The organism is Pseudomonas sp. IT-P74 (assembly GCF_949768175.1).
Taxonomy (GTDB): domain Bacteria; phylum Pseudomonadota; class Gammaproteobacteria; order Pseudomonadales; family Pseudomonadaceae; genus Aquipseudomonas.
On sequence record NZ_CATKQD010000077.1, the window covers coordinates 126073 to 147890 of the forward strand.

At 62.9% G+C, this 21818-nt stretch carries 19 protein-coding genes; 15 read left to right on the top strand and 4 right to left on the bottom strand.

Annotated features, from left to right (window positions below):
* Positions 1 to 36 precede the first annotated feature (36 nt).
* The 11 genes from ACM6J5_RS24860 to madM all read left to right on the top strand — a co-directional run bounded on the left by ACM6J5_RS24860 (position 37) and on the right by madM (position 13990).
* Positions 37 to 6057, top strand: a complete 6021-nt coding sequence (locus ACM6J5_RS24860; protein ID WP_414929521.1) for an Hpt domain-containing protein — start codon at positions 37 to 39, stop codon at positions 6055 to 6057.
* Complete coding sequence (locus tag ACM6J5_RS24865; RefSeq protein WP_414929522.1) at positions 6050 to 6511, top strand: chemotaxis protein CheW; 462 nt, start codon at positions 6050 to 6052, stop codon at positions 6509 to 6511. Before ACM6J5_RS24860 ends, ACM6J5_RS24865 begins: the two co-directional genes overlap by 8 nt.
* Positions 6512 to 6732: 221 nt before the next feature.
* Positions 6733 to 8403, top strand: coding sequence for a malonate decarboxylase subunit alpha (mdcA, locus tag ACM6J5_RS24870; RefSeq protein WP_008001151.1), 1671 nt, complete (start codon positions 6733 to 6735; stop codon positions 8401 to 8403).
* On the top strand, positions 8403 to 9278 hold the full coding sequence (locus ACM6J5_RS24875; protein ID WP_150672077.1) for a triphosphoribosyl-dephospho-CoA synthase: 876 nt from the start codon (positions 8403 to 8405) through the stop codon (positions 9276 to 9278). The genes mdcA and ACM6J5_RS24875 overlap by 1 nt, the downstream gene beginning before the upstream one ends.
* A complete protein-coding gene (locus ACM6J5_RS24880) occupies positions 9278 to 9577 on the top strand; it encodes a malonate decarboxylase subunit delta (RefSeq protein WP_008001147.1) in 300 nt (99 codons plus the stop codon). Before ACM6J5_RS24875 ends, ACM6J5_RS24880 begins: the two co-directional genes overlap by 1 nt.
* Entirely contained in the window at positions 9570 to 10421 is an 852-nt protein-coding gene (locus ACM6J5_RS24885; RefSeq protein ID WP_414929523.1) for a biotin-independent malonate decarboxylase subunit beta, read from the top strand. The genes ACM6J5_RS24880 and ACM6J5_RS24885 overlap by 8 nt, the downstream gene beginning before the upstream one ends.
* A complete protein-coding gene (gene mdcE, locus ACM6J5_RS24890; RefSeq protein ID WP_414929524.1) occupies positions 10418 to 11221 on the top strand; it encodes a biotin-independent malonate decarboxylase subunit gamma in 804 nt (267 codons plus the stop codon). Before ACM6J5_RS24885 ends, mdcE begins: the two co-directional genes overlap by 4 nt.
* Positions 11215 to 11835, top strand: a complete 621-nt coding sequence (locus ACM6J5_RS24895; protein WP_414929525.1) for a malonate decarboxylase holo-ACP synthase — start codon at positions 11215 to 11217, stop codon at positions 11833 to 11835. Before mdcE ends, ACM6J5_RS24895 begins: the two co-directional genes overlap by 7 nt.
* Entirely contained in the window at positions 11832 to 12743 is a 912-nt protein-coding gene (mdcH, locus tag ACM6J5_RS24900; RefSeq protein WP_414929526.1) for a malonate decarboxylase subunit epsilon, read from the top strand. The genes ACM6J5_RS24895 and mdcH overlap by 4 nt, the downstream gene beginning before the upstream one ends.
* Before the next feature lie 64 nt (positions 12744 to 12807).
* A complete protein-coding gene (gene madL / locus ACM6J5_RS24905; protein WP_150672073.1) occupies positions 12808 to 13224 on the top strand; it encodes a malonate transporter subunit MadL in 417 nt (138 codons plus the stop codon).
* 1 nt (position 13225) lies between these two features.
* The gene (gene madM / locus ACM6J5_RS24910) at positions 13226 to 13990 is read left to right on the top strand and encodes a malonate transporter subunit MadM (protein WP_150672072.1); all 765 of its coding nucleotides are present in this window, start codon (positions 13226 to 13228) and stop codon (positions 13988 to 13990) included.
* Between the two features lie 137 nt (positions 13991 to 14127).
* Here the strand turns inward: madM and ACM6J5_RS24915 are convergent, their stop codons facing one another.
* Entirely contained in the window at positions 14128 to 15042 is a 915-nt protein-coding gene (locus ACM6J5_RS24915) for a LysR substrate-binding domain-containing protein (RefSeq protein WP_095944414.1), read from the bottom strand.
* 131 nt (positions 15043 to 15173) lie between these two features.
* Here ACM6J5_RS24915 and trhA point away from each other — a divergent pair, with 131 nt between their 5' ends.
* Complete coding sequence (trhA, locus tag ACM6J5_RS24920) at positions 15174 to 15791, top strand: PAQR family membrane homeostasis protein TrhA (RefSeq protein WP_095944415.1); 618 nt, start codon at positions 15174 to 15176, stop codon at positions 15789 to 15791.
* On the opposite strand, the gene ACM6J5_RS24925 is transcribed toward trhA, so the two are convergent.
* Positions 15788 to 16705, bottom strand: a complete 918-nt coding sequence (locus ACM6J5_RS24925; protein ID WP_414929527.1) for a LysR family transcriptional regulator — start codon at positions 16703 to 16705, stop codon at positions 15788 to 15790. The two genes, trhA and ACM6J5_RS24925, sit on opposite strands and share 4 nt — an antisense overlap.
* A gap of 109 nt (positions 16706 to 16814) precedes the next feature.
* On the opposite strand from ACM6J5_RS24925, the gene ACM6J5_RS24930 reads away from it, so the two are divergent.
* The 3 genes from ACM6J5_RS24930 to ACM6J5_RS24940 are packed head-to-tail and all read left to right on the top strand — an operon-like array spanning position 16815 to position 19366.
* A complete protein-coding gene (locus ACM6J5_RS24930) occupies positions 16815 to 18056 on the top strand; it encodes a D-amino acid dehydrogenase (RefSeq protein WP_414929528.1) in 1242 nt (413 codons plus the stop codon).
* 27 nt (positions 18057 to 18083) lie between these two features.
* On the top strand, positions 18084 to 18434 hold the full coding sequence (locus tag ACM6J5_RS24935) for a RidA family protein (RefSeq protein WP_095944418.1): 351 nt from the start codon (positions 18084 to 18086) through the stop codon (positions 18432 to 18434).
* A gap of 29 nt (positions 18435 to 18463) precedes the next feature.
* A complete protein-coding gene (locus tag ACM6J5_RS24940) occupies positions 18464 to 19366 on the top strand; it encodes a transporter substrate-binding domain-containing protein (RefSeq protein ID WP_095944419.1) in 903 nt (300 codons plus the stop codon).
* Between the two features lie 122 nt (positions 19367 to 19488).
* On the opposite strand, the gene ACM6J5_RS24945 is transcribed toward ACM6J5_RS24940, so the two are convergent.
* Positions 19489 to 20208 (bottom strand): 16S rRNA (uracil(1498)-N(3))-methyltransferase, encoded by a 720-nt coding sequence (locus ACM6J5_RS24945; protein WP_150672066.1) that lies wholly within the window; start codon positions 20206 to 20208, stop codon positions 19489 to 19491.
* A 149-nt stretch (positions 20209 to 20357) separates the two neighbouring features.
* Positions 20358 to 21764: an adenosylmethionine--8-amino-7-oxononanoate transaminase gene (locus ACM6J5_RS24950; RefSeq protein ID WP_095944421.1), complete on the bottom strand. Its 1407-nt coding sequence runs from the start codon at positions 21762 to 21764 to the stop codon at positions 20358 to 20360.
* Positions 21765 to 21818: the final 54 nt, after the last annotated feature.

Sequence of the window (21818 nt, forward strand, 5' to 3'; positions counted from 1 at the left end):
CCGCCCATGGGTATCTGAATTGTGATTGGAGTGGTTATGGGTGATCGGCACGACTACGTGGCCCTCGAGTGGGTCAAGGGCGAGATTGCCGAAACGCTGAAACAGGCTCATCACGCGATTGAAAACCTGCTCGATGACCCGCAGGCGACCCAAGCGCTGGATGATTGCCTGGCATGCATCCATCAGGTCCACGGCAGTTTGCAGATGGTCGAGTTCTACGGCGCGGCGCTGCTCGCCGAAGAAATGGAACAACTGGCCATGGCCTTGCAGGGCAACCGTGTCAGCCATCGCGACGAGGCGTTGCACCTGTTGATGCAGGCCCTTGGGCAGTTACCGATCTACCTCGACCGGGTGCAAGGCGCGCGCCGCGACTTGCCACTGGTGGTGTTGCCACTGATCAACGACCTGCGCAGCGCCCGTGGCGAAAGCCTATTGTCGGAAACCAGCCTGTTCAGCCCGCAATTGCCCGAGTTGCCAGCGCTGGACGCACATACGCTGGCGCAACTGGAACCGGCCGAATTGCCAAGTGTGCTGCGCAAGCTGCGGCAGATGCTGCAAATGGCGCTGGTCGGGTTCCTGCGTGAACAGAACAACGACACCAACCTCGATTACCTGGCCAAGGTCTTTACCCGCCTCGAAGCACTGTGCGCCAACGCCCCCCTGAACCCGTTATGGCAGGTGGCATCGGCGCTGGTCGAAGGCATGCAGGGCGGTGCGATCGCCAACAGCCCGGCCTTGCGCAGCCTGTTCAAGGAGGCCGACAAGGAACTCAAGCGCCTGCTCGAACAGGGCATGCCCGGCATCAATCAACCGGCCCCGCCGGAGCTGCTCAAGAGTTTGCTGTTCTACATTGCAAAGGCCGAACATCCCACCGGGCAGATGCTGACCATGAAAGAACGCTACTCACTGGACGACGCGCTGCCCGACAGCGCGATGGTCGATGAAGAACGCGCGCGGCTGGCCGGTCCCGACCGTGACGCCATGCGCTCGGTGCTGGCTGCCCTGTGCGAAGAACTGGTGCGGGTCAAGGAGCGCCTGGACCTGTTCGTGCGCAGTGACCGCCAGCACACCTCCGACCTCGACAGCCTGCTGGCGCCGCTGCGGCAAATCGCCGACACCTTGGCGGTGCTGGGTTTCGGCCAGCCGCGCAAGGTGATCATCGATCAACTGGCGGTGGTGCTCAGCCTCGCTCAGGGCCAGCGCGAACCCAATGATGCGATCCTCATGGACGTTGCCGGGGCCCTGTTGTACGTCGAAGCGACACTGGCCGGCATGGTCGGAACTGTTGAGCCGGAAAGCCAGGACGACAACCGCCTGCCGACCACCGACCTGACGCAGATCCATCAGATCGTGATCAAGGAGGCCCGCATCTGTCTGCAGCAGGCCAAGGACATGATCGTCGACTACATCGACGCCGATTGGGATCGCCAGCATTTGCAGGCGCTGCCGGCCTTGCTGACCCAGGTGCGCGGGGCGCTGGCGATGATTCCCTTGAGCCGGGCGGCGAGCCTGGTCGAAACCTGCAATCACTTTATTCGCGAGCACCTGTTGCTCGAGCCGGGTCAACCGGGCTGGCAGGAACTGGACAGCCTGGCCGACGTGATCACCAGCATCGAGTACTACCTCGAGCGCCTCAGCGATGACCCGCAGGCCCTGGGCGAAAACCTGCTCGATGTCGCGGAGAAAAGCCTGGCGAGCCTCGGGTTTTTCCCCCGTGAGCAGCATGTGCCCGTGCTGGAGGATGTGCTCAACCCGAGCGAAGCGCAGGTCATGCAGATGATGCAGGAGCTGGATGATCCACAGGTCGTCCAGACCCTGGCCGATGTGCTCGCCAGCCCGGTTTCGAGCCTGAACCCGCCCGCGCAGAACACCCCGGGCAGCCTGCTGCCGCCGCCGGCAGGCGAAGAGCCGGTGGACGAGGAACTGCGCGAGGTGTTCCTCGAAGAGACCGAAGAAGTCCTGGAGATCCTGCGCGAGTACTTGCCGCGCTGGTCGGTCAACCCTGACAACCACTCGGCCCTGAGTGAGCTGCGCCGTGCCTTTCATACCCTCAAGGGCAGTGGTCGCATGGTGCGCGCTCTGGTGCTGGGCGAGCTGGCCTGGGCCGTGGAAAACCTGCTCAATCGTGTTCTGGAAGGCAGCGTGGAGCCGGGCGCTACGGTGCAGCAACTGATCGGCGATGTGCTGCATCTGCTGCCGGAGCTGGTGGCTGAATACGCCGCCAATGCCCAGCGTCAACGCAACGATGTCGATCAGTTGGCCGCCCGCGCCCATGCCCTGGCCAAGGGCGATGAACCTGTGTCCGATGAGGATACGCAAGATGTCGCGGCGCTTGACCCGCTGTTGCTGGAGATCTTCCGCAAAGAAGCCGAAACCCACTTGGGCAGCCTCAATCGTTTCCTCGATCAGGCCGCCGAACATGTGCCGTTGCAGGCTAGCGACGAATTGCAGCGCGCCTTGCACACCCTCAAGGGCAGCGCTTATATGGCCGGTGTGTTGCCGATTGCCGAGCTGGCCGCACCGCTGGATCAACTGGCCCGGGAATATAAGGCGCACCTGATCGCGCTGGATCTGGATGAAGTCGAATTGCTGCTGGAAGCAGAAGGGCTGTTTCGCCTCGGCTTGCGTCAGCTCAAGAAAGATCCACTGGCGGAAGTTCCCGGTGCCCGGGGTTTGGCCGAACGCGCCAGGGCGCTGCTGGCCGAGCGCCTGGAAAATCTCCTGAGCACACCGAACACCGGGCTGCGGATCAAGCGCGATCCGCAACTGATCAACAACTTCCTCGCCCAGGGCATGGACATCCTGCTGGACGTCGAAAGCCTGTTGCTGCGTTGGCAGCAACACCCCGGCGAACGTCAGGAACTCAGCGCGCTGTTGGACGAGTTGACCACCCTCGGCGAAGGCGCCCATCTGGCCGACCTGCACCCGGTGGATGAATTGTGCGAAGCATTGCTCGATCTGTACGGTGCCGTGGAGGAAAGCAGCCTTGCGGTCAGCGAGCGGTTTTTCCACGAGGCACAGGCTGCCCATGAAGCGCTGATCAACATGCTCGACGAACTGGCCGCCGGCCAGGAAGTCAGCCCGCAGCCGCAGCGGATCAGGGCCTTGCGCGAGTTGCTCGACGAGAGCCTCGACCCGTCGGCCATGGGCCTGATCCGCAGCGATGGCAGCCGCAGCCTGAGCATCCGTGAACTGGGCAGCGCCACCGCAGAGCTTGAGCACACGCTACCCCCTGTAGGAGCGAGCTCGCTCGCGATGGACGTTAACGATGACGCGTTGTCATCGGATAAACGCGGCGCCGGTGAGACCATCGCGAGCGAGCTCGCTCCTACAGGAGAGGGGCGCGGGCTGGACGATGAAATAGTCGCGATCTTCCTTGAGGAAGCGGTGGATATCCTTGAAAGCGCCGGTCAGGCCTTGCAGCGCTGGTTGCGCGACTCGGACAACGCCGCGCCGCTGTCGTCCCTGCAACGGGATTTGCACACCCTCGAAGGTGGCGCGCGCATGGCCGAGGTCGGGCCGGTCGGCGATCTGGCCCATGAACTGGAAAGCCTTTACCAGGGCCTGGTGGATCGTCGTTACGCCTTCAGTAATTCACTGGCGGTGCTGCTCAAACAGTGCCATGAGCGACTGGCGTTGTACCTCGAACAGTTGCAGCTCAACCAGCCGCTGGACCACTCCCGTGAGCTGATCGAAGCCATTCGTGCCTACCGTCAAGGTCATGCGGGTATCGCCGAGTCCGTCCGGCAGGCGACCGACAACGATTCGGCTGCGCATGATCCGGAATTGCTGGAGATCTTCCTCGAGGAAGGTTTTGACATCATCGAAAGCTCCGGGGCGGCGCTGGAGCGCTGGCAGGCCCAGCCTTCGAGTCGTCAGGAAGTGGAAACCCTGCTGCGCGACCTGCACACCCTCAAGGGCGGTGCGCGCATGGTGGAAATCTCCGCGATTGGCGATCTGGCCCATGAACTGGAGTTTCTCTACGAAGGCCTGTCCACCGGTGTGCTGCAACCGACGGAGGCGTTGTTCGCGCTGTTGCAGCGCAGCCATGACCGCTTGGCGCAGATGCTCGATGCGGCCCGCGCCGGTGAGCCGATGCCGCCGGCCGACCGTTTGATCTATGCGATCAAGAACTTCAGCCACCCGGTCGTGCCTGAAGCACCCGCGCCGGTTGCGGCGCCGGCCATGCCCAAGGCCGAGCCGCTGACGCCGCCTTCCGATGCCGGTGCCGGTGCCGACATGGTCAAGGTCTCGGCAGAGCTGCTCGACGATCTGGTCAACCTGGCCGGTGAAACATCGATCTTCCGTGGCCGGATCGAACAGCAGGTCAACGATGCGCACATCGCCCTGAACGAGATGGAGACCACCATCGAGCGGATGCGCGACCAGTTGCGCCGCCTCGATACCGAGACCCAGGGGCGGATCCTCAGCCGCCAGCAAGTCGATGCCGAACGCCTGGACTACGAGGAATTCGACCCGCTGGAAATGGACCGACACTCACAGTTGCAGCAATTGTCCCGGGCGCTGTTCGAATCGGCCTCTGACTTGCTCGACCTCAAGGAAACCCTCGAGCGACGCAATCACGACACAGAAAACCTGCTGCAACAGCAGGGCCGCATCAACACCGAACTGCAGGAAGGCCTGATGCGCACGCGCATGGTGCCCTTCGAACGCATGCTCCCGCGTTTGCAGCGCATCGTCCGGCAGGTGGCCGGCGAACTGGGCAAGGACGTGGATTTCATCGTCGACAACGCCGAAGGCGAGATGGATCGCAACGTTCTCGAACGCATGGCCGCGCCGCTGGAACACATGCTGCGCAACGCCGTCGACCATGGCCTGGAGTCCGTCGAGGTGCGGCTGGCGGCGGGGAAACCGGCCAAGGGCAAGATCACCCTCGATCTGCTGCGCGAAGGGGGCGACATCATCTTCGACATCCGCGACGACGGAGCCGGTGTGCCGCTGGATGTGGTGCGGCGCAAGGCGATCAAGCGGGGCCTGCTCGCCCCGGACAGCGTCATCAGTGATCACGACGTGTTGCAGTTCATCCTGCAACCGGGGTTTTCCACCGCTGAAAAAATCACCCAGATCTCCGGGCGCGGCGTCGGTATGGACGTGGTGCATGAAGAGGTGCGGCAGCTGGGCGGCACCATGAGCATCGACTCGGTGCCGGGGCAGGGCGTGCATTTCCGCATTCGCCTGCCGTTTACCGTATCGGTCAACCGGGCGTTGATGGTGCAGTGCGGCGAGGACCAATACGCGATCCCGCTCAATACCATCGACGGCATCGTGCGCGTCTTGCCCAATGAACTCGAAGGGTATTTCCGTTTCGATGCGCCGACCTACGAATACGCCGGACAACGTTACGAGCTGTGCTATCTGGGTGAGTTGCTGAAAACCAGCCCGCGCCCGAAACTGTTGGGGCAGAGCCTGCCGTTACCGGTGCTGTTGGTGCAGTGCAACGAACGGCACATCGCGGTGCAGGTGGATGCCATGGCCGGCACCCGCGAGATCGTGGTCAAGAGCCTGGGGCCGCAGTTCGCGGCGGTACAAGGGGTGTCCGGGGCGACGATTCTCGGCGACGGCCGGGTGGTGCTGATTCTGGATTTGCTGGCGCCGATCCGCGCCATGCAGGCCCGTGTACCCCAGCGTCCGGCGGGGCAAGAAGTCGAGGCCGAACCGCATCGGCCGCTGCTGGTGATGGTGGTCGACGACTCGGTCACCGTGCGCAAGGTCACCAGCCGCTTGCTCGAACGCCACGGCATGAACGTGCTGACCGCCAAGGACGGGGTCGATGCCATGCTGCTGCTGGAAGAACACATGCCCGACCTGATGCTGCTGGACATCGAGATGCCGCGCATGGATGGCTTCGAAGTCGCTACCCAGGTGCGCAACGATGAACGTCTGCGACACCTGCCGATCATCATGATCACCTCCCGCACCGGGCAGAAACACCGCGACCGCGCCATGGCCATCGGCGTCAACGACTACCTGGGCAAGCCGTACCAGGAATCGGTGCTGCTCGAAAGCATTGCCTTGTGGAGCAAGACCCATGCTTGAGCACCGCACCAGTAACCTCACCGGCCTGCTGCTGCCGTTGGCCGACCGCAACCTGATCCTGCCCAACGTCGCCGTTGCCGAGCTGATCGATTACCAGCAGCCGGGGACGTTCGACCTCGACACACCGCCGTGGTACCTGGGCCTGGTGACGTGGCGCGACCGGCAGATTCCGCTGCTGAGTTTCGAGTCGGCCTGCGGGCAGAAAATCGTCATCGGCGAACGTGCGCGGATCGTCATTCTCAACGCCCTGGGCGGGCGCCCCGAACTGAAATTCATCGCGCTGCTGGTGCAGGGGATTCCGCGCTCCTGCAAGCTCGATAGTCAGTTGAGTTACGTGGATGTGCCGTTGTGTTCGCTGGAGCAGGCGGCGGTACAGGTGGGCGAGCAGGTGGCCAAGGTGCCGAATCTGTTGGCGCTGGAGGGGTTATTGGTAGATGCCGGGTTAGTCGAATGACTCTGGTTTTGCTGTGACTACACTGCCCCCTTCGCGAGCAGGCTCGCTCCCACAGGGTTTTTGTGTGCGACACAGATCCATTGTGGGAGCGAGCCTGCTCGCGAAGGCGTCAGTTCTGACAACCATTACCCTGAGCGTAACGATCCATCACTCTGCTTGATTGATACGCCACACCCAACACTCCTAAGGTAGCTCCACGACAGCGAACCCGTGGAGTGGTCATGACAACAACAATATCCCCCGACTCGCGATGGACGCGGCGGCGCAGCGAGAAGCAGCGGCGCCTCGAGCTGGTGCGAGGTCTTGCCGACGGCGTGGTGTTGCCCACCGACAACATCGTGGCGGCGCTGGAGGCGTTGATCCTGCCTGGCGACCGCGTGGTGCTCGAAGGCAACAACCAGAAGCAGGCGGATTTTCTTTCGCGCTCCCTGGCCAAGGCCGACCCCGCGAAGTTGCATGACCTGCACATGATCATGCCCAGCGTCGGGCGCTCCGAGCACCTGGACCTGTTCGAACGCGGCATCGCCCGCAAGCTCGACTTCTCTTTCGCCGGTACCCAGAGCCTGCGCATCAGCCAGTTGCTCGAAGACGGCCTGCTGGAAGTCGGCGCGATCCACACCTACATCGAACTCTACGCACGGCTGGTGGTGGACCTGATTCCCAACGTCGTGCTATCGGCCGGGTTCATGGCCGACCGCGCCGGCAACATCTACACCGGGCCGAGCACCGAAGACACCCCGGCGCTGATCGAACCGGCGGCCTTCAGCGACGGCATCGTCATCGTTCAGGTCAACCAGTTGGTGGACGACGTCAGCGACCTGCCGCGTGTCGACATTCCCGCCTCCTGGGTCGATTTCGTGGTGGTGGCCGACAAGCCGTTCTATATCGAACCGCTGTTCACCCGCGATCCTCGGCACATCAAGCCCGTGCACGTGCTGATGGCAATGATGGCGATCCGCGGCATCTACGAAAAACACAACGTGCAATCCCTCAATCACGGCATCGGTTTCAATACCGCTGCCATCGAGCTGATCCTGCCGACCTACGGCGAGTCTCTCGGTCTCAAAGGCAAGATCTGCCGCAACTGGACGCTCAACCCGCACCCGACCCTGATCCCCGCCATCGAAAGCGGTTGGGTCGAAAGTGTGCATTGCTTCGGCACCGAGCTGGGGATGGAAAACTACATTGCGGCGCGTCCGGATGTGTTCTTTACCGGGCGCGACGGCTCCCTGCGTTCGAACCGAATGTTCAGCCAGCTGGCCGGGCAATACGCGGTGGACCTGTTCATCGGCGCGACTTTGCAGGTCGATGGCGATGGTCATTCCTCCACCGTGACCCGTGGGCGCCTGGCCGGTTTCGGCGGGGCACCGAACATGGGCCACGACCCGCGTGGTCGTCGCCACGGCACACCGGCCTGGCTCGACATGCGCAACACCGACGTGGCAGAGCCGATGCTCGAACGCGGCAAGAAACTCGTGGTGCAGATGGTCGAAACCTTCCAGGAGGGCGGCAAACCGACGTTTGTTGAAACCCTCGATGCGGTTGATGTGGCGAAGAAAAGCGGCATGCCACTGGCGCCGATCATGGTCTACGGCGACGACGTGACCCACCTGTTGACCGAAGAAGGCATCGCCTACCTGTACAAGGCGCGCTCGCTGGAAGAACGCCAAGCGATGATCGCCGCCGTCGCCGGAGTGACCGCCATCGGCCTGCGCCACAACCCCAAAGACACCGCGCGCATGCGCCGCGAAGGCCTGATCGCCTTACCCGAAGACCTCGGCATCCGCCGCACCGACGCCACTCGCGAGTTGCTCGCGGCGAAAAGCGTGGCCGATCTGGTGGAGTGGTCCGGTGGCCTCTACAACCCGCCCGCCAAGTTCAGGAGTTGGTAATGCACGCACTTAACCTGCAACCGAAAAGCCTGAGCCTGGCCGAACGGCTGGCGGACCTGGCGGTGGACGCACTGATCGATGAGGCTGATCTGTCGCCAAAACCGGCACTGGTCGACCGTCGCGGCAATGGCGCCCACACCGATTTGCACCTGGGGCTGATGCACGCTTCAGCGCTGTCCTTGTGGCCGGCCTTTAAAGAAATGGCGGAAGCCGCCATCGAGTTCGGCGAAATCGGCTTGCCCCTGCGCGAAGCCGTGGGCCGCATCGGTCGCGAAGGCGAGCAAGCGATGCTCGACACCACTGGCGGGGTGAACACCCATCGCGGGGCGATCTGGGCCTTGGGCCTGTTGGTCACTGCCGCTGCACTGGAACCTCAATCCTGCAGTGCCAATAGCGTGGCGTTACGTGCTGCGCGGTTGGCCCTGCTCGACGACCGTTTTGCGCCACGTCCGCTCAGTCACGGTGCGCAAGTCGCCCAGCGCTACGGCGCTCGCGGTGCCCGTGAAGAAGCGCAACTGGGTTTTCCGGCGGTGACCCAACGTGCTCTGCCCCAACTGCTGCGCAGCCGCGCCGCCGGCCATGGCGAACAGAACGCCCGGCTCGATGCGCTGTTGGCGATCATGACGAATCTGGCCGACACCTGTGTGCTTTACCGCGCCGGTGAAGAGGGCCTGAACACCATGCAACTGGGTGCCCGGGCGGTGCTCGATGCAGGTGGCAGTGCCAGCCTCGGCGGACGTCGCCGCCTGCATGAGCTGGACCAACAACTCATCGCGTTGAATGCCTCGCCCGGCGGCGCTGCCGACCTGCTCGCAGCCTGTCTGTTCATCGACCGTATCGCGTCGGGCGACGGCCTCATCCAGGGAGCTTTTTGATGGAAACCTTATCCTTTGAATTCCCCGCCGGGCAGCCGCCACGCGGTCGCACCCTGGTGGGTTGTGTCGGCTCGGGCGATCTGGAGGTGCTGATCGAACCGGGTCAGGCCGGCAAGCTGACGATCAACGTGCAGACCTCGGTCAATGGCAGTGAACAACGCTGGCAGCATCTGTTCGCACGGATGTTCGACGGTCAGACGCCACCGGCGATGGCCATCGACATCCACGATTTCGGCGCGACCCCTGGCGTGGTGCGCCTGCGTCTGGAACAGGGTTTCGAGGAGATCGGCCATGACTGATAGTGCATCCCTGCTCAACAAGCACAGCTTCGTCGAACTCGGTGCCCGGCAACGGGCCAGGGCCCTGCTCGACGCCGGCACCTTCCGCGAGCTGCTCGACCCCTTTCAACGGATCATGTCGCCGTGGCTGTCGCGCCAGGGCGTGGTGCCACAAGCCGACGACGGCGTGGTGATCGCCAAAGGCAAACTCGATGGTTTGCCGGTGGTGATCGCGGCCATCGAAGGTGCGTTCCAGGGCGGCAGCCTCGGTGAAGTCGGCGGAGCAAAAATTGCCGGCGCACTGGAAGTGGCCGCCGAAGACAACCGCAACGGCATCCCGACCCGCGCCGTGCTGCTGCTGGAAACCGGCGGCGTGCGCTTGCAGGAAGCCAACCTCGGCCTGGCGGCCATTGCCGACATCCACGCGGCGATTGTCGATTTGCAGCAGTACCAACCCGTGGTCGGTGTGGTGGCGGGCAGCGTCGGTTGCTTTGGCGGCATGTCGATTGCCGCCGGGTTGTGCAGCTATCTGTTGGTGACTCAGGAAGCACGACTGGGCCTGAACGGTCCACAGGTGATCGAACAGGAAGCCGGACTCGAGGAGTACGACTCCCGCGACCGCCCCTTCATCTGGGGCCTGACCGGTGGCGAGCAGCGTTTCGCCAGTGGCCTGGTGGATCGCTATGTTGCCGACGATGTGGCGCAGATTCGCCAACAAGTCGGCGAGTTACTCCAGCAAGGTTTGCCTGAACAACCGCGCAGCCGTCAGGCAGAGTTGTTCCTGCAACGCCTGGCGCGTCTGGATGCCGAGCCGCAAATCGAGCCGTCCGTGGTTCGTGATCTGTACCAAGGAGAACGCCCATGAGTTCGTATTCCCTGCGAGGCTTGAACTGGTTCAACGCCTTGAGTACCGGGGCGAAAGCGGTCGAGGGTTTGCCGGCTTCGCTGAAGGTCGCGGACGGTTCGCTGGGCGATCAGCCTGTGCGTTTCACCGCGGTGGTGGCCGACCCGCAAAACCGCTTCGTCCGTGCACGCAACGGCGAGGTGGGTTTGCTCGAAGGCTGGGGCCTGGCGAAGGCGGTGGATGAGGTGATTGCCGCCGATGCTGACAAAACGCAGAAGCACGCCGTGATCGCCATCGTCGACGTGCCGAGCCAGGCTTACGGTCGACGGGAGGAAGCCCTCGGCATTCATCAGGCGCTGGCCGCTGCGGCGGACAGTTATGCCCGTGCCCGTCTCGCTGGCCATGCGGTGATCGGACTGCTGGTGGGCAAGGCGATGTCCGGGGCGTTTCTGGCCCACGGCTATCAGGCCAACCGCTTGATCGCCCTGCGCGATCCGGGGGTGATGGTGCATGCCATGGGCAAGGCGTCGGCGGCGCGGGTGACCTTGCGCAGCGTCGAAGAGCTCGAAGCCCTGGCGGCCAGCGTGCCGCCGATGGCCTATGACATCGACAGCTACGCCAGCCTCGGGCTGCTGTGGGAAACCTTGTCGGTGGACCGGATCGAGCAGCCTACGGCGGCGGATCTGGCGCGTGTGATCGAGTGCCTGCATCAGGCGATTGACGATGTGGCCGCCGCTGGCCCTGATCTAAGCGGTCGCCTGGGGGCGGCCAATCGTGCGGCGTCGAGCAAGGTTCGCCAATTGCTGAGAGCGCAGTGGTGAATACGTTTCTGGCTCACGACCTGCTGTGGGGCATGAACCCGCAGCAGTTGCCTGCGGACGCGCCGGCCTGGGTGATCGAGTCGATCATTGCCGGCCAGCCGGTGGTGGTCCGTCGCGCCTTGAGCGCGGTGGGGCAGGTGGCGGTCGGCGTGCGCGGGCCGTTGCGCGAGCAGCGATTTGCGGCGGTGATGGAAGTCGCTGCCGTCACGCGGCGGGTGCGGCCGGAAGAGCTCCGCCATGTTCAAGGCCAGCGCGATTTCCCGGCGCTGCGGGCCTTGGCGCAACTGCGCTCGCACCTCGATGACTGTGGTTGGAACTGGGGTGTCAGCGGCAGCGCCGGGTTCGAGCTGGCCAGTGGGTTTTACGCTTTGCACGAGGGTAGCGACCTCGACCTGATCCTGCGTACGCCGAGTCCGTTGAGTCGTGTCGACGCCCAGGCGTTGGTGGCCGTTCTCGACACAGCCGTGTGTCGCGTGGACCTGCAATTGCAGACACCATCGGGCGCCGTTGCCTTGCGCGAATGGGCCGGTGCTTCGTCGCGGGTCCTGCTGAAAAACGCCATTCAAGCCACTCTGGTTACTGATCCGTGGAATCCACAGGAGCAAGCAGCGTGAGCAGCTTGCTGGTGTTTCCCGGCCAGGGCGCGCAACAACCCGGAATGCTGGCGCGTTTGCCTCGGGAAACGTTGATCGAGGCGAGCGACCTGCTCAGTGAAGATGTGACGCAGCTGGATTCTGCCGAGGCGTTGCGGTCGACGAGGGCGGTGCAGCTTTGCCTGCTGATCTCCGGCGTCGCCGCTGCACGCCAGCTGGCCATGGCCCCGGACTACGTGGCCGGCTTGTCGATCGGCGCTTATCCGGCAGCGGTGGTGGCTGGCGCGCTGGGTTTCGGCGATGCGTTGCATCTGGTCAGCCTGCGCGGTGAGTTGATGCAACAGGCTTATCCACAGGGCTACGGCATGACCGCGATCATCGGTCTGGAGCTGGCCACGGTGGAAGGATTGCTGGCCCGGGTGCACTGCGCGCAAATGCCGGTTTATCTGGCCAATATCAACGCCGATAACCAGCTGGTGATTGCCGGTAGCGACGCGGCGATGAAAGCGGTGGCCGAGTTGGCGAAGGGTTGCGGAGCTGGCTTGGCCAAGCGTCTGACAGTGAACGTGCCTTCCCACTGCCCATTGCTTGAGGCCTCTGCGCAACGACTGGCCGACGCCTTCGCCAAGGTGCCGCTGCACACTCCAAAGATGGGCTACCTGAGCGGCAGTCGCGCGCGTCCGCTGATCAAGCCTGAAGCCTTGCGTGACGACCTGGCCTTCAACATGTGCCGCATCGTCGATTGGCGCGGCACGGTACAAAGCGCCTACGAGCGTGGCGTACGTCTACAGATCGAACTGCCGCCCGGTGCGGTGCTGACCGGGCTGGCGCGCCGGGTGTTCGAGCAGGGCACCGTGATTGCCTTCGACGGTGCCCGGCTCGATACCTTGCAGGCGCTGATGCGTGAGGAGGGAAGCCGTCACTCCTAAATGACCGACTCAGGCTTCGAACAACAAAAACAACATTCGACGATGCACTTTGAGGACTACAACAATGATTATTTACGGTGTGGCGCTGTTGGCGATCTGTACGCTGGCAGGGGTGATCATGGGCGACATGCTCGGTGTGTTGCTGGGAGTGAAGTCAAACGTCGGCGGTGTCGGGATCGCGATGATCCTGTTGATCTGCGCACGGTTGTGGATGCACAAGCATGGCGGCATGACCAAGGATTGCGAGCTGGGCGTCGGCTTCTGGGGCGCGATGTACATCCCGGTGGTGGTGGCGATGGCGGCGCAACAGAACGTGGTCACGGCGCTGCACGGTGGTCCGGTGGCGGTGTTGGCGGCGATCGGTTCGGTGGTGCTCTGCGGCTGCACCATTGCCCTGATCAGCCGGACCCACAAAGGCGAACCCTTGCCCGATGAACCGGTGGATGTAACACCGGTTGTCGCACCGGCAGGAGGTCGCTGATATGTGGGATCTCATCAAGAACGGTCTGGAACACAACGGTCTGGTCACTGCATTCGCCTTCGTTGGCGTGATCATGTGGGTGTCAGTGGTGATCTCCAAACGCCTGACCTTCGGGCGTATCCACGGTTCGGCAATCGCCATCGTCATCGGCCTGGTACTGGCCTGGGTCGGCGGCACGATGACCGGCGGGCAAAAAGGCCTGGCGGACTTGACGCTGTTTTCCGGCATCGGGTTGATGGGCGGCGCCATGCTGCGCGACTTCGCCATCGTTGCCACGGCATTCGAGGTGCAAGCCACTGAAGCGAGAAAGGCCGGTTTGATCGGCGTGATCGCGCTGCTGTTGGGCACGGTGCTGCCGTTTATTGTCGGCGCGTGCATGGCCTGGGCTTTCGGTTATCGCGATGCGGTGAGCATGACCACCATTGGCGCGGGAGCCGTGACTTATATCGTCGGCCCGGTGACTGGTGCGGCAATCGGTGCAACCTCGGATGTGATGGCGCTGTCGATTGCCACCGGCCTGATCAAGGCGATTCTGGTGATGGTCGGCACGCCGATGGCGGCGCGCTGGATGGGCCTGGACAACCCGCGCTCGGCGATGGTGTTCGGTGGGCTGGCCGGCACCGTGAGTGGCGTGACCGCCGGTTTGGCGGCGACGGATAGACGCTTGGTGCCTTATGGCGCACTGACTGCGACCTTCCACACCGGGCTTGGGTGCTTGCTCGGGCCTTCGTTGTTGTACTTCATTGTTCGCGGGATTGTTGGCTAGGTTTCAAATTCTGAATTGTCTGAACTGACGCCATCGCTAGCAGGCTAGCTCCCACAGGGTGATCTGTTGGAACAGATATTGTGTTCAACACAACATCTGTGGGAGCCAGCCTGCTGGCGATTGGCGGCGACGCGGTTTCAAACCTGCCGATTGGCATACATCCGACACTCCGCCAGCAACGCCAGCAGATTCGGATCACGCTCTTTGGCTTTCAGGAACACCACGCCAATGTGCTGCTGCAACCGGTACTTTTCCTGCAACGGGATCAGTTTCACCCGGTTCTCGTACACCGCCGCAATCCGCCCCGGCAGCAACGCATAACCCACACCCGAACTGACCATGCTCAGCAAAGTGAAGATGTCGTTGACCTGCATCGCCACCTTCGGTTCGAACCCTGCCTGCTCGAATACCCGTTTGCCGTCCTGATGGGTGGCGAAGCCCTGGGTCAGGGTGATGAAGGTTTCGTCGCGGACCTCGGCCAGGTCGACCTCGGTGCGCTGGGCAAACTTGGAATCGGCGGGTGTGGCGAGGAAGATGTCGTCGGAAAACAGCGGGATCTGCTCGCAATCCGGATCGTTGACGCTGTCGTCCAGCGACACGAGGATCGCATCGACTTCCATGTTCTTGAGCTTGTAGAGCAGGTCGATATTGGAGCCCAGAATCAGGTCGATGTTGAGCTCGCTGCGGCGGATCTTCAAACCCATGATCAGCTGTGGCACGGTCTTCACCGTCAGTGAATACAGCGAGCCCAGTTTGAAACGTTCGGCCGAGAACCCGGCGGCTTCACGGGTCAGGCGCACGCTTTCGACGACATCCTGAATCAGCTTCTGCGCCCGCTCTTCCAGCACGTAAGCGCTTTCCAGCGGCGTCAGGCTGCGGCCTTCGTGCTTGAACAACGGGCAGCGCAGGGCGCTTTCCAGTGAATGGATGGCCCGATGCACGCTGACGTTGCTGGTCTGCAACTCGGCAGCGGCCCGCGCCAGGTTGCCGGTGCGCATGAAAGCCAGGAACACCTCGAGTTTTTTCAGGGTCAACTCTTCATCGATCAGCATGGGGCGGACTCTTTTTGGAATGACTCGATTGTGCCCAATTACACCGGGCCCGTCGTACAGAAACATTGCGCTTTTACGCTTCAAGCCCGAGCCTTGCGCTCTGCGGCAATGAAATTCGAGGTGAGCAACGCATGTATCACGGGGAAAAACTGAATGCCTGGACGCATCTGGTCGGGGCAGTGGCGGCGTTTATCGGCGGGGTGTGGCTGATTGTGCTGGCCAGTCTTGACGGCAGTCCGTGGAAGATCGTCAGCATGGCGATCTACGCCTTTACCTTGCTGGTGCTTTACAGCGCATCGACCGTTTACCACAGCGTGCGTGGGCGCAAGAAAGCGATCATGCAGAAGGTCGATCACTTTTCGATCTATCTGTTGATCGCCGGCAGCTACACGCCGTTCTGCCTGGTGACCCTGCGCGGGCCGTGGGGCTGGACGTTGTTCGGGATTGTCTGGGGGCTGGCGCTGATCGGCATCCTGCAGGAGATCAAGCCGCGTTCGGAAGCGCGGATTCTGTCGATCGTGATTTATGCGGTGATGGGCTGGATTGTGCTGGTGGCGGTCAAGCCGTTGCTCGCGGCGCTGGGCGGCGCCGGGTTTGCCTGGCTGGCATCGGGCGGGGTGTTGTACACCGTGGGGATTATCTTTTTTGCCCTCGATCATCGCCTGCGCCATGCCCACGGGATCTGGCATCTGTTCGTGATCGCCGGGAGCTTGCTGCACTTTGTGGCGATATTCTTTTATGTGCTTTAAGGCTGTACCGGGACCAGGCGATCCAACTGCTCCCGGGCTCGACGGCTGAACACCTGCAACAGGTCGTTCAAGGTGTGGGGCGGTGGTTCGGCGGCGCGGGTCACTGCGTACAGGGTGATGGGTAGCGGCGGTGCCAGAGGGCGGATCGTTGTGGTGGCGGGAGAGGCGCCAAGGGCGGTGAACGGATCGATCACCGCCAGGCCGGCGCCGGATTCCACCATCGCCCGTGCCAGTGAGTAGGTTTGCACGGCGATGCGTACCCGGGGTGGCGGTTCGACCGCTTCCAGGTAACTGTCGAGCCGCGCGGCCAGTGGATCGGCGCTGGATAAACCGATCAGCGGCGCATCCGCCAGCGCCATCAGCGGCAACGGTTTACCCACCTCTTCCTGAGGCCAGTAACCCCTCGGCGCCAGCGCCACCAGCACGCCGGACGCCAGCGCCTGGGCCTTGAGCCCCGGGTGATCCGGGCATTGCAGGGTCAGGGCGACGTCCACTTCGCGCATCAACAGGTTCTGCACCAGTTCGCGACTGTGGGCGCTGGAGAGTTCGCAAACGATGTCCGGGTAACGCCCGGTCCATTCGTGAATGGCCGGCGGCAGCAATGACAGGGCCAGCGCCGGGGTGGCACCGATGCGCAGGCTGTGGCCAGGTTCGCGGCGCAGGCTCTGCGCCAGGCGTCGCACGCCTTGCAGGCTTTCGCTGACCTTGTCTACTTCGCGCTCCAGTTCCAGCGCTTCCGGCGTCGCCTGCAACTTGCCGCGTACCCGCAGGAACAGCGGAAAACCCAATTGTTGCTCGGCGTGCTGCAACACCTTGCTCACCGCCGGCTGCGAGATGTGGAGCAATTGCGCGGCAGCGCTGATCGAACCGGTCTGGCGGATGGCCTGGAAAATCTCGATATGGCGAAGGCGCATGGCAAGTCCATAACCTTTGTTTATGGGTTTGCCATCTTTATGCATTGTTCAAGGTCTGTCACCTGGTTCTAACCTTGGCCTCGTCTTCACAACGGTTTTAGGGACGGACATGGCTCAGCGTGTGTGCATCATCGGTGGCGGCGTGATTGGCCTGGCAACGGCCTATGCGCTGGTGCGCGACGGCTTCGAGGTGACGGTGGTCGAGGCTCGGGACTCGCTGGGCAGCGAAACCAGCTTCGCCAACGGCGGCCAGTTGTCCTATCGCTATGTCGCGCCCCTGGCCGACGCCGGTGTGCCTTTGCAAGCCATCGGCTGGATGCTGCGCGGCGACTCACCGTTGAAGCTGCGCCCGCGCTTCGACCCGGCCCAGTGGCGCTGGATGGCGTCGTTCCTCGGCGCCTGCCGCCGCTCGGTCAACCGCGAGAACGCCGCGCACTTGTTGCGCCTGGCGCTGTTGAGCCAGGACACCTTGAGGTCCTGGCGCGAGGACGATGGACTGGCGGGATTCCAGTGGCGGCGCAATGGCAAACTGGTGACTTTCCGCCAGAACAGCAGCTTCGAGCATGCACGCCAGGGCTTGGCCGACCCGCAGCAACAGCAGGTGTTGTCGCCGGCCGAATGCGCGCAACTGGAACCGGCGCTGATCGATGCGCCCTTTGTCGGGGCGATCTACACCCCGGACGAAGAGGTCGGCGATTGCCACGGTTTCTGCCAGCAATTGGCCGCACGACTGAAGGCGTCTGGCCGTTGCGAATTTCGTCTCGGGCAAGCGGTGACCGGCATTCGCCACGGCAACGGCAGCGTCAACGCCATCGAACTGGGCGAGCAAGTGCTGCCAGTCGATCAGCTGGTGATCTCTGCCGGTCACCGCAGTCCGCTGTTGGCGCTGCCCGGGCTGCAACTGCCGCTTTATCCGCTCAAAGGCTACAGCCTGACCGTACCAATCGGCGCTGGTCACCGCGTGCCGGACGTGAGCATCACCGACTACGATCGCAAGATCGTCTACGCGCGCATCGGCAAGCAATTGCGCGTGGCGGCGATGGTCGACATTGTCGGCTTCGACCCTGCGCTGGACCCCAAACGCCTGGCGCTGATCAAGCGTCAGGCCCATGACACCTTTCCAAATGCCGGCGCCTATGACGAAGCCGTCGAGTGGGCCGGCATGCGCCCGGCCACCCCCAGCGGCGTGCCATTACTGGGCGCGACGGCGTATCGCAACCTGTGGCTCAACCTCGGCCACGGCGCGCTGGGTTTCACCCTGGCATGCGGCAGCGGGCGCCTGCTCAGCGAGCTGATTGGCGAGCGCCGGCCTTCCATCGACCTGCGTGGTTTCAACCACCGGGCCGCCTGAACACCGTTTTCAGAAGAGGACACTGCAATGACCATTACCCGACTGCATAGCAACCCGCGCCTGTCCGGCGCCGTGACCTTTGGCGACCTGGTGTTTCTCTCCGGGCAGGTGCCCGGCGATGCCCGGGATGCCGACGGCCAGACCCGCGAAGTGCTGGCGAAAATCGATACCTTGCTGGCCGAGGCGGGCAGCGACAAGGATCATCTGCTCAGTGCGACCATTTATCTGAAGAACATCACCGAGGATTTCGACGCGATGAACGAGGTCTGGTCGGCCTGGTTGTCGCCCGGGCAGGCGCCGAGCCGCACCACCGTGCAGGCCGAACTGGCCCGCCCGCAAGTGCTGGTGGAAATCACCGTCATCGCTGCACGCGTCTGATAAACCAACACCCACAACGGAGAATAACAATGCAAAAAATCACGTTGCTCGCTTGTACGCTTGGCCTGTTGCTCGGCAGCCAGGTTCAGGCCAATGAGGCGCCGCTGACCGGCACCCTGAGCAAGATCGCCAGCGCCAACAGCATCACCCTGGGTTATCGCGATGCTTCGGTGCCGTTCTCCTACGTGGGTGATCACAGCGGCAAGCCGATGGGTTACTCGGTGGATCTGGCGGGCAAGATCGTCGAGCGCATCCGGCAGCAACTGGCGCTGCCAGACTTGAAGGTGAACTACAACCTGGTGACCTCGCAGACCCGCATTCCACTGGTGCAGAACGGCACCGTGGACCTGGAGTGCGGCTCCACCGGCGTGACCGCCGAACGGCAGAAGCAGGTGGCGTTCTCCTATGGCTTCATCTACGTCAAAGGCCAGTTGCTGACCGCGAAGGACAGCGGGATCAAGAGCTTTGCCGACCTGCGCGGCAAGAACGTGGTGACCACCGCCGGCACCACCAACGAGCGCTTCCTGAAAAGCTACAACGTCGATCACAAGATCGACATGTTCGTGATCAGCGCCAAGGACCACGGCGAAGCCTTCCAGATGCTGCAATCGGGCCGGGCGGTGGCGTTCTACATGGACGACGCGCTGCTCTACGGCGAGCGCGCCAAGGCCAATGACCCGCACAAGTGGGTGGTGGTCGGGGAGGAGCAATCGCGGGAGATCTACAGCTGCATGGTGCGCAAGGACGATCCGCAGTTCCTGGCGCTGGTCAACAGCGCGTTGGCGGATCTGTACAGCTCGGGCGAGATCAATGGCATCTACAAACGCTGGTTCGAGCAGCCGATCCCGCCGAAGGGTTTGAACCTTGAGTTCCCGATGACCAGCGAACTCAAGGCGATCATTGCCAAACCGGTGAGTGATCCGGTGCAGTAGTCATCCAGACCGTGTCGTGGCCATTCGCGAGCAGGCTCGCTCCCACATTGGACCTGTGGTGCTCACAGATTTTGTGATCACTGGAGATCTACTGTGGGAGCGAGCCTGCTCGCGATGAGGCCCTAGAAATCACCCCAAAGCTGCTGGGCCACGGCCAGTGCAACAACCGGCGCGGTTTCGGTGCGCAGCACCCGTGGGCCGAGGCGGGCGGCGTGGAAGCCGTCGGCCTTGGCCTGATCGACTTCGGCATCGGACAAACCACCCTCCGGACCGATCAGGAATGCCAGACTTGAAGGTTTGGCATGGCTCACCAGCGGTTCAGCCACCGGATGCAGCACCAGCTTCAATTCAGCCTGCGTCTGCTTCAGCCAGTCGGCCAGCAACAGCGGCGGATGAATCACCGGCACTCGCGAGCGGCCGCACTGTTCGCAAGCGCTGATCGCCACCTGGCGCCAGTGCAGCAGGCGTTTATCGGCGCGCTCGTCCTTGAGCCGGACTTCGCAGCGCTCGGTGAAGATCGGGGTGATTTCGGTGACGCCCAGCTCCGTGGCTTTCTGGATCGCCCAGTCCATGCGTTCGCCCCGGGACAGGCCCTGGCCGAGGTGGATTTGCAGCGGCGACTCGACCTGCCCGGCGAAGCTTTCATCGATCTGCACCACGACGCGCTTTTTGCCGACCTCGACCAGTGTGGCGCGAAACTCCTGGCCCGAGCCGTCGAACAACTGCAACGCATCGCCCTCGACCATGCGCAGTACGCGGCTGATGTAATGGGCCTGGGCTTCGGGCAACTCGTGCTCGCCGATGCTCAGGGGGGCGTCGATGAAGAAGCGGGACAGTCTCATGCTGGGTCTCTGAAAAAGGGTGTTGGTCATGGATCGGTGGGGACTTCTGTGGGAGCGAGCTTGCTCGCGATGACGATCTGACATTCACCATTGATGGTGGCTGAAAGACCGCTATCGCGAGCAAGCTCGCTCCCACATTGACCGCATCATCAGCCCGGATCACGGAAGCCTGGATGGAAGTCCTTCGGCACTGCCACGCTGACACTGTCACGGGTCGCAATGTCGATCCCTTCGCTGGCCACTTCGGCGAGGAAGTCGATCTGCTCCGGGGTAATCACATACGGCGGCAGGAAATACACCACGCTACCCAATGGACGCAGTAAAGCACCACGCTCCAGTGCGTGCTGGAACACCTTCAGGCCACGACGTTCCTGCCATGGGTAAGCTTCCTTGGTGGCCTTGTCCTTGACCATCTCGATGGCCAGCACCATGCCGGTCTGCCGCACTTCGGAAACATTCGGGTGATCGACCAGATGCGCCGTGGACGAAGCCATGCGCTGGGCCAAGGCCCTGTTGTTCTCGATGACGTTGTCTTCTTCGAAAATATCCAGGGTCGCCAGGGCCGCCGCGCACGCCAGCGGGTTGCCGGTGTAGCTGTGGGAGTGCAGGAAGGCGCGCAGGGTCGGGTAGTCGTCGTAGAACGCGCTGTAGACTTCGTCTGTGGTCATGCACGCCGCCAGTGGCAGATAGCCACCGGTCAGGGCCTTGGACAGGCACAGGAAATCAGGGCGGATGCCGGCCTGTTCGCAGGCGAACATCGTCCCGGTGCGGCCGAAGCCGACGGCGATTTCGTCGTGGATCAGGTGCACACCATAGCGGTCACAGGCCTCTCGCAGCAGCTTGAGGTATACCGGGTGGTACATGCGCATGCCGCCGGCGCCCTGGATCAGCGGCTCGACGATCACTGCCGCGACCGTGTCGTGGTTTTCGGCCAGGGTCTGCTCCATGGCGGCGAACATGTTGCGCGAATGTTCTTCCCAGCTCATGCCCTCGGGGCGCAGGTAGCAGTCCGGGCTCGGCACCTTGATGGTGTCCATCAACAGCGCTTTGTAGGTCTCGGTGAACAGCGGCACGTCGCCCACCGACATCGCCGCCATGGTTTCGCCGTGGTAGCTGTTGGTCAGGGTGACGAAGCGCTTCTTGGCAGGCGTGCCGCGATTGAGCCAGTAGTGAAAGCTCATTTTCAGCGCGACTTCGATGCAGGACGAGCCGTTATCGGCGTAGAAGCACCGGGTCAGGCCTTCCGGTGTCATCTTCACCAGGCGCTCGGATAACTCGATCACCGGTTGATGACTGAAGCCGGCAAGGATCACATGTTCGAGCTGGTCGACCTGGTCCTTGATGCGCTGGTTGATCCGCGGGTTGGCATGGCCGAACACGTTGACCCACCAGGAGCTGACCGCATCGAGGTAGCGCTTGCCTTCGAAGTCTTCCAGCCACACGCCTTCCCCGCGCTTGATCGGGATCAGCGGCAGTTGTTCGTGATCTTTCATCTGGGTGCAGGGATGCCACAACACGGCGAGATCGCGTTGCATCCACTGATTATTCAGGCCCATTTTCACTCTCCTGGAGGCGGTCCGTGAACTGCGCGGACAAACAATCGCGCAAGC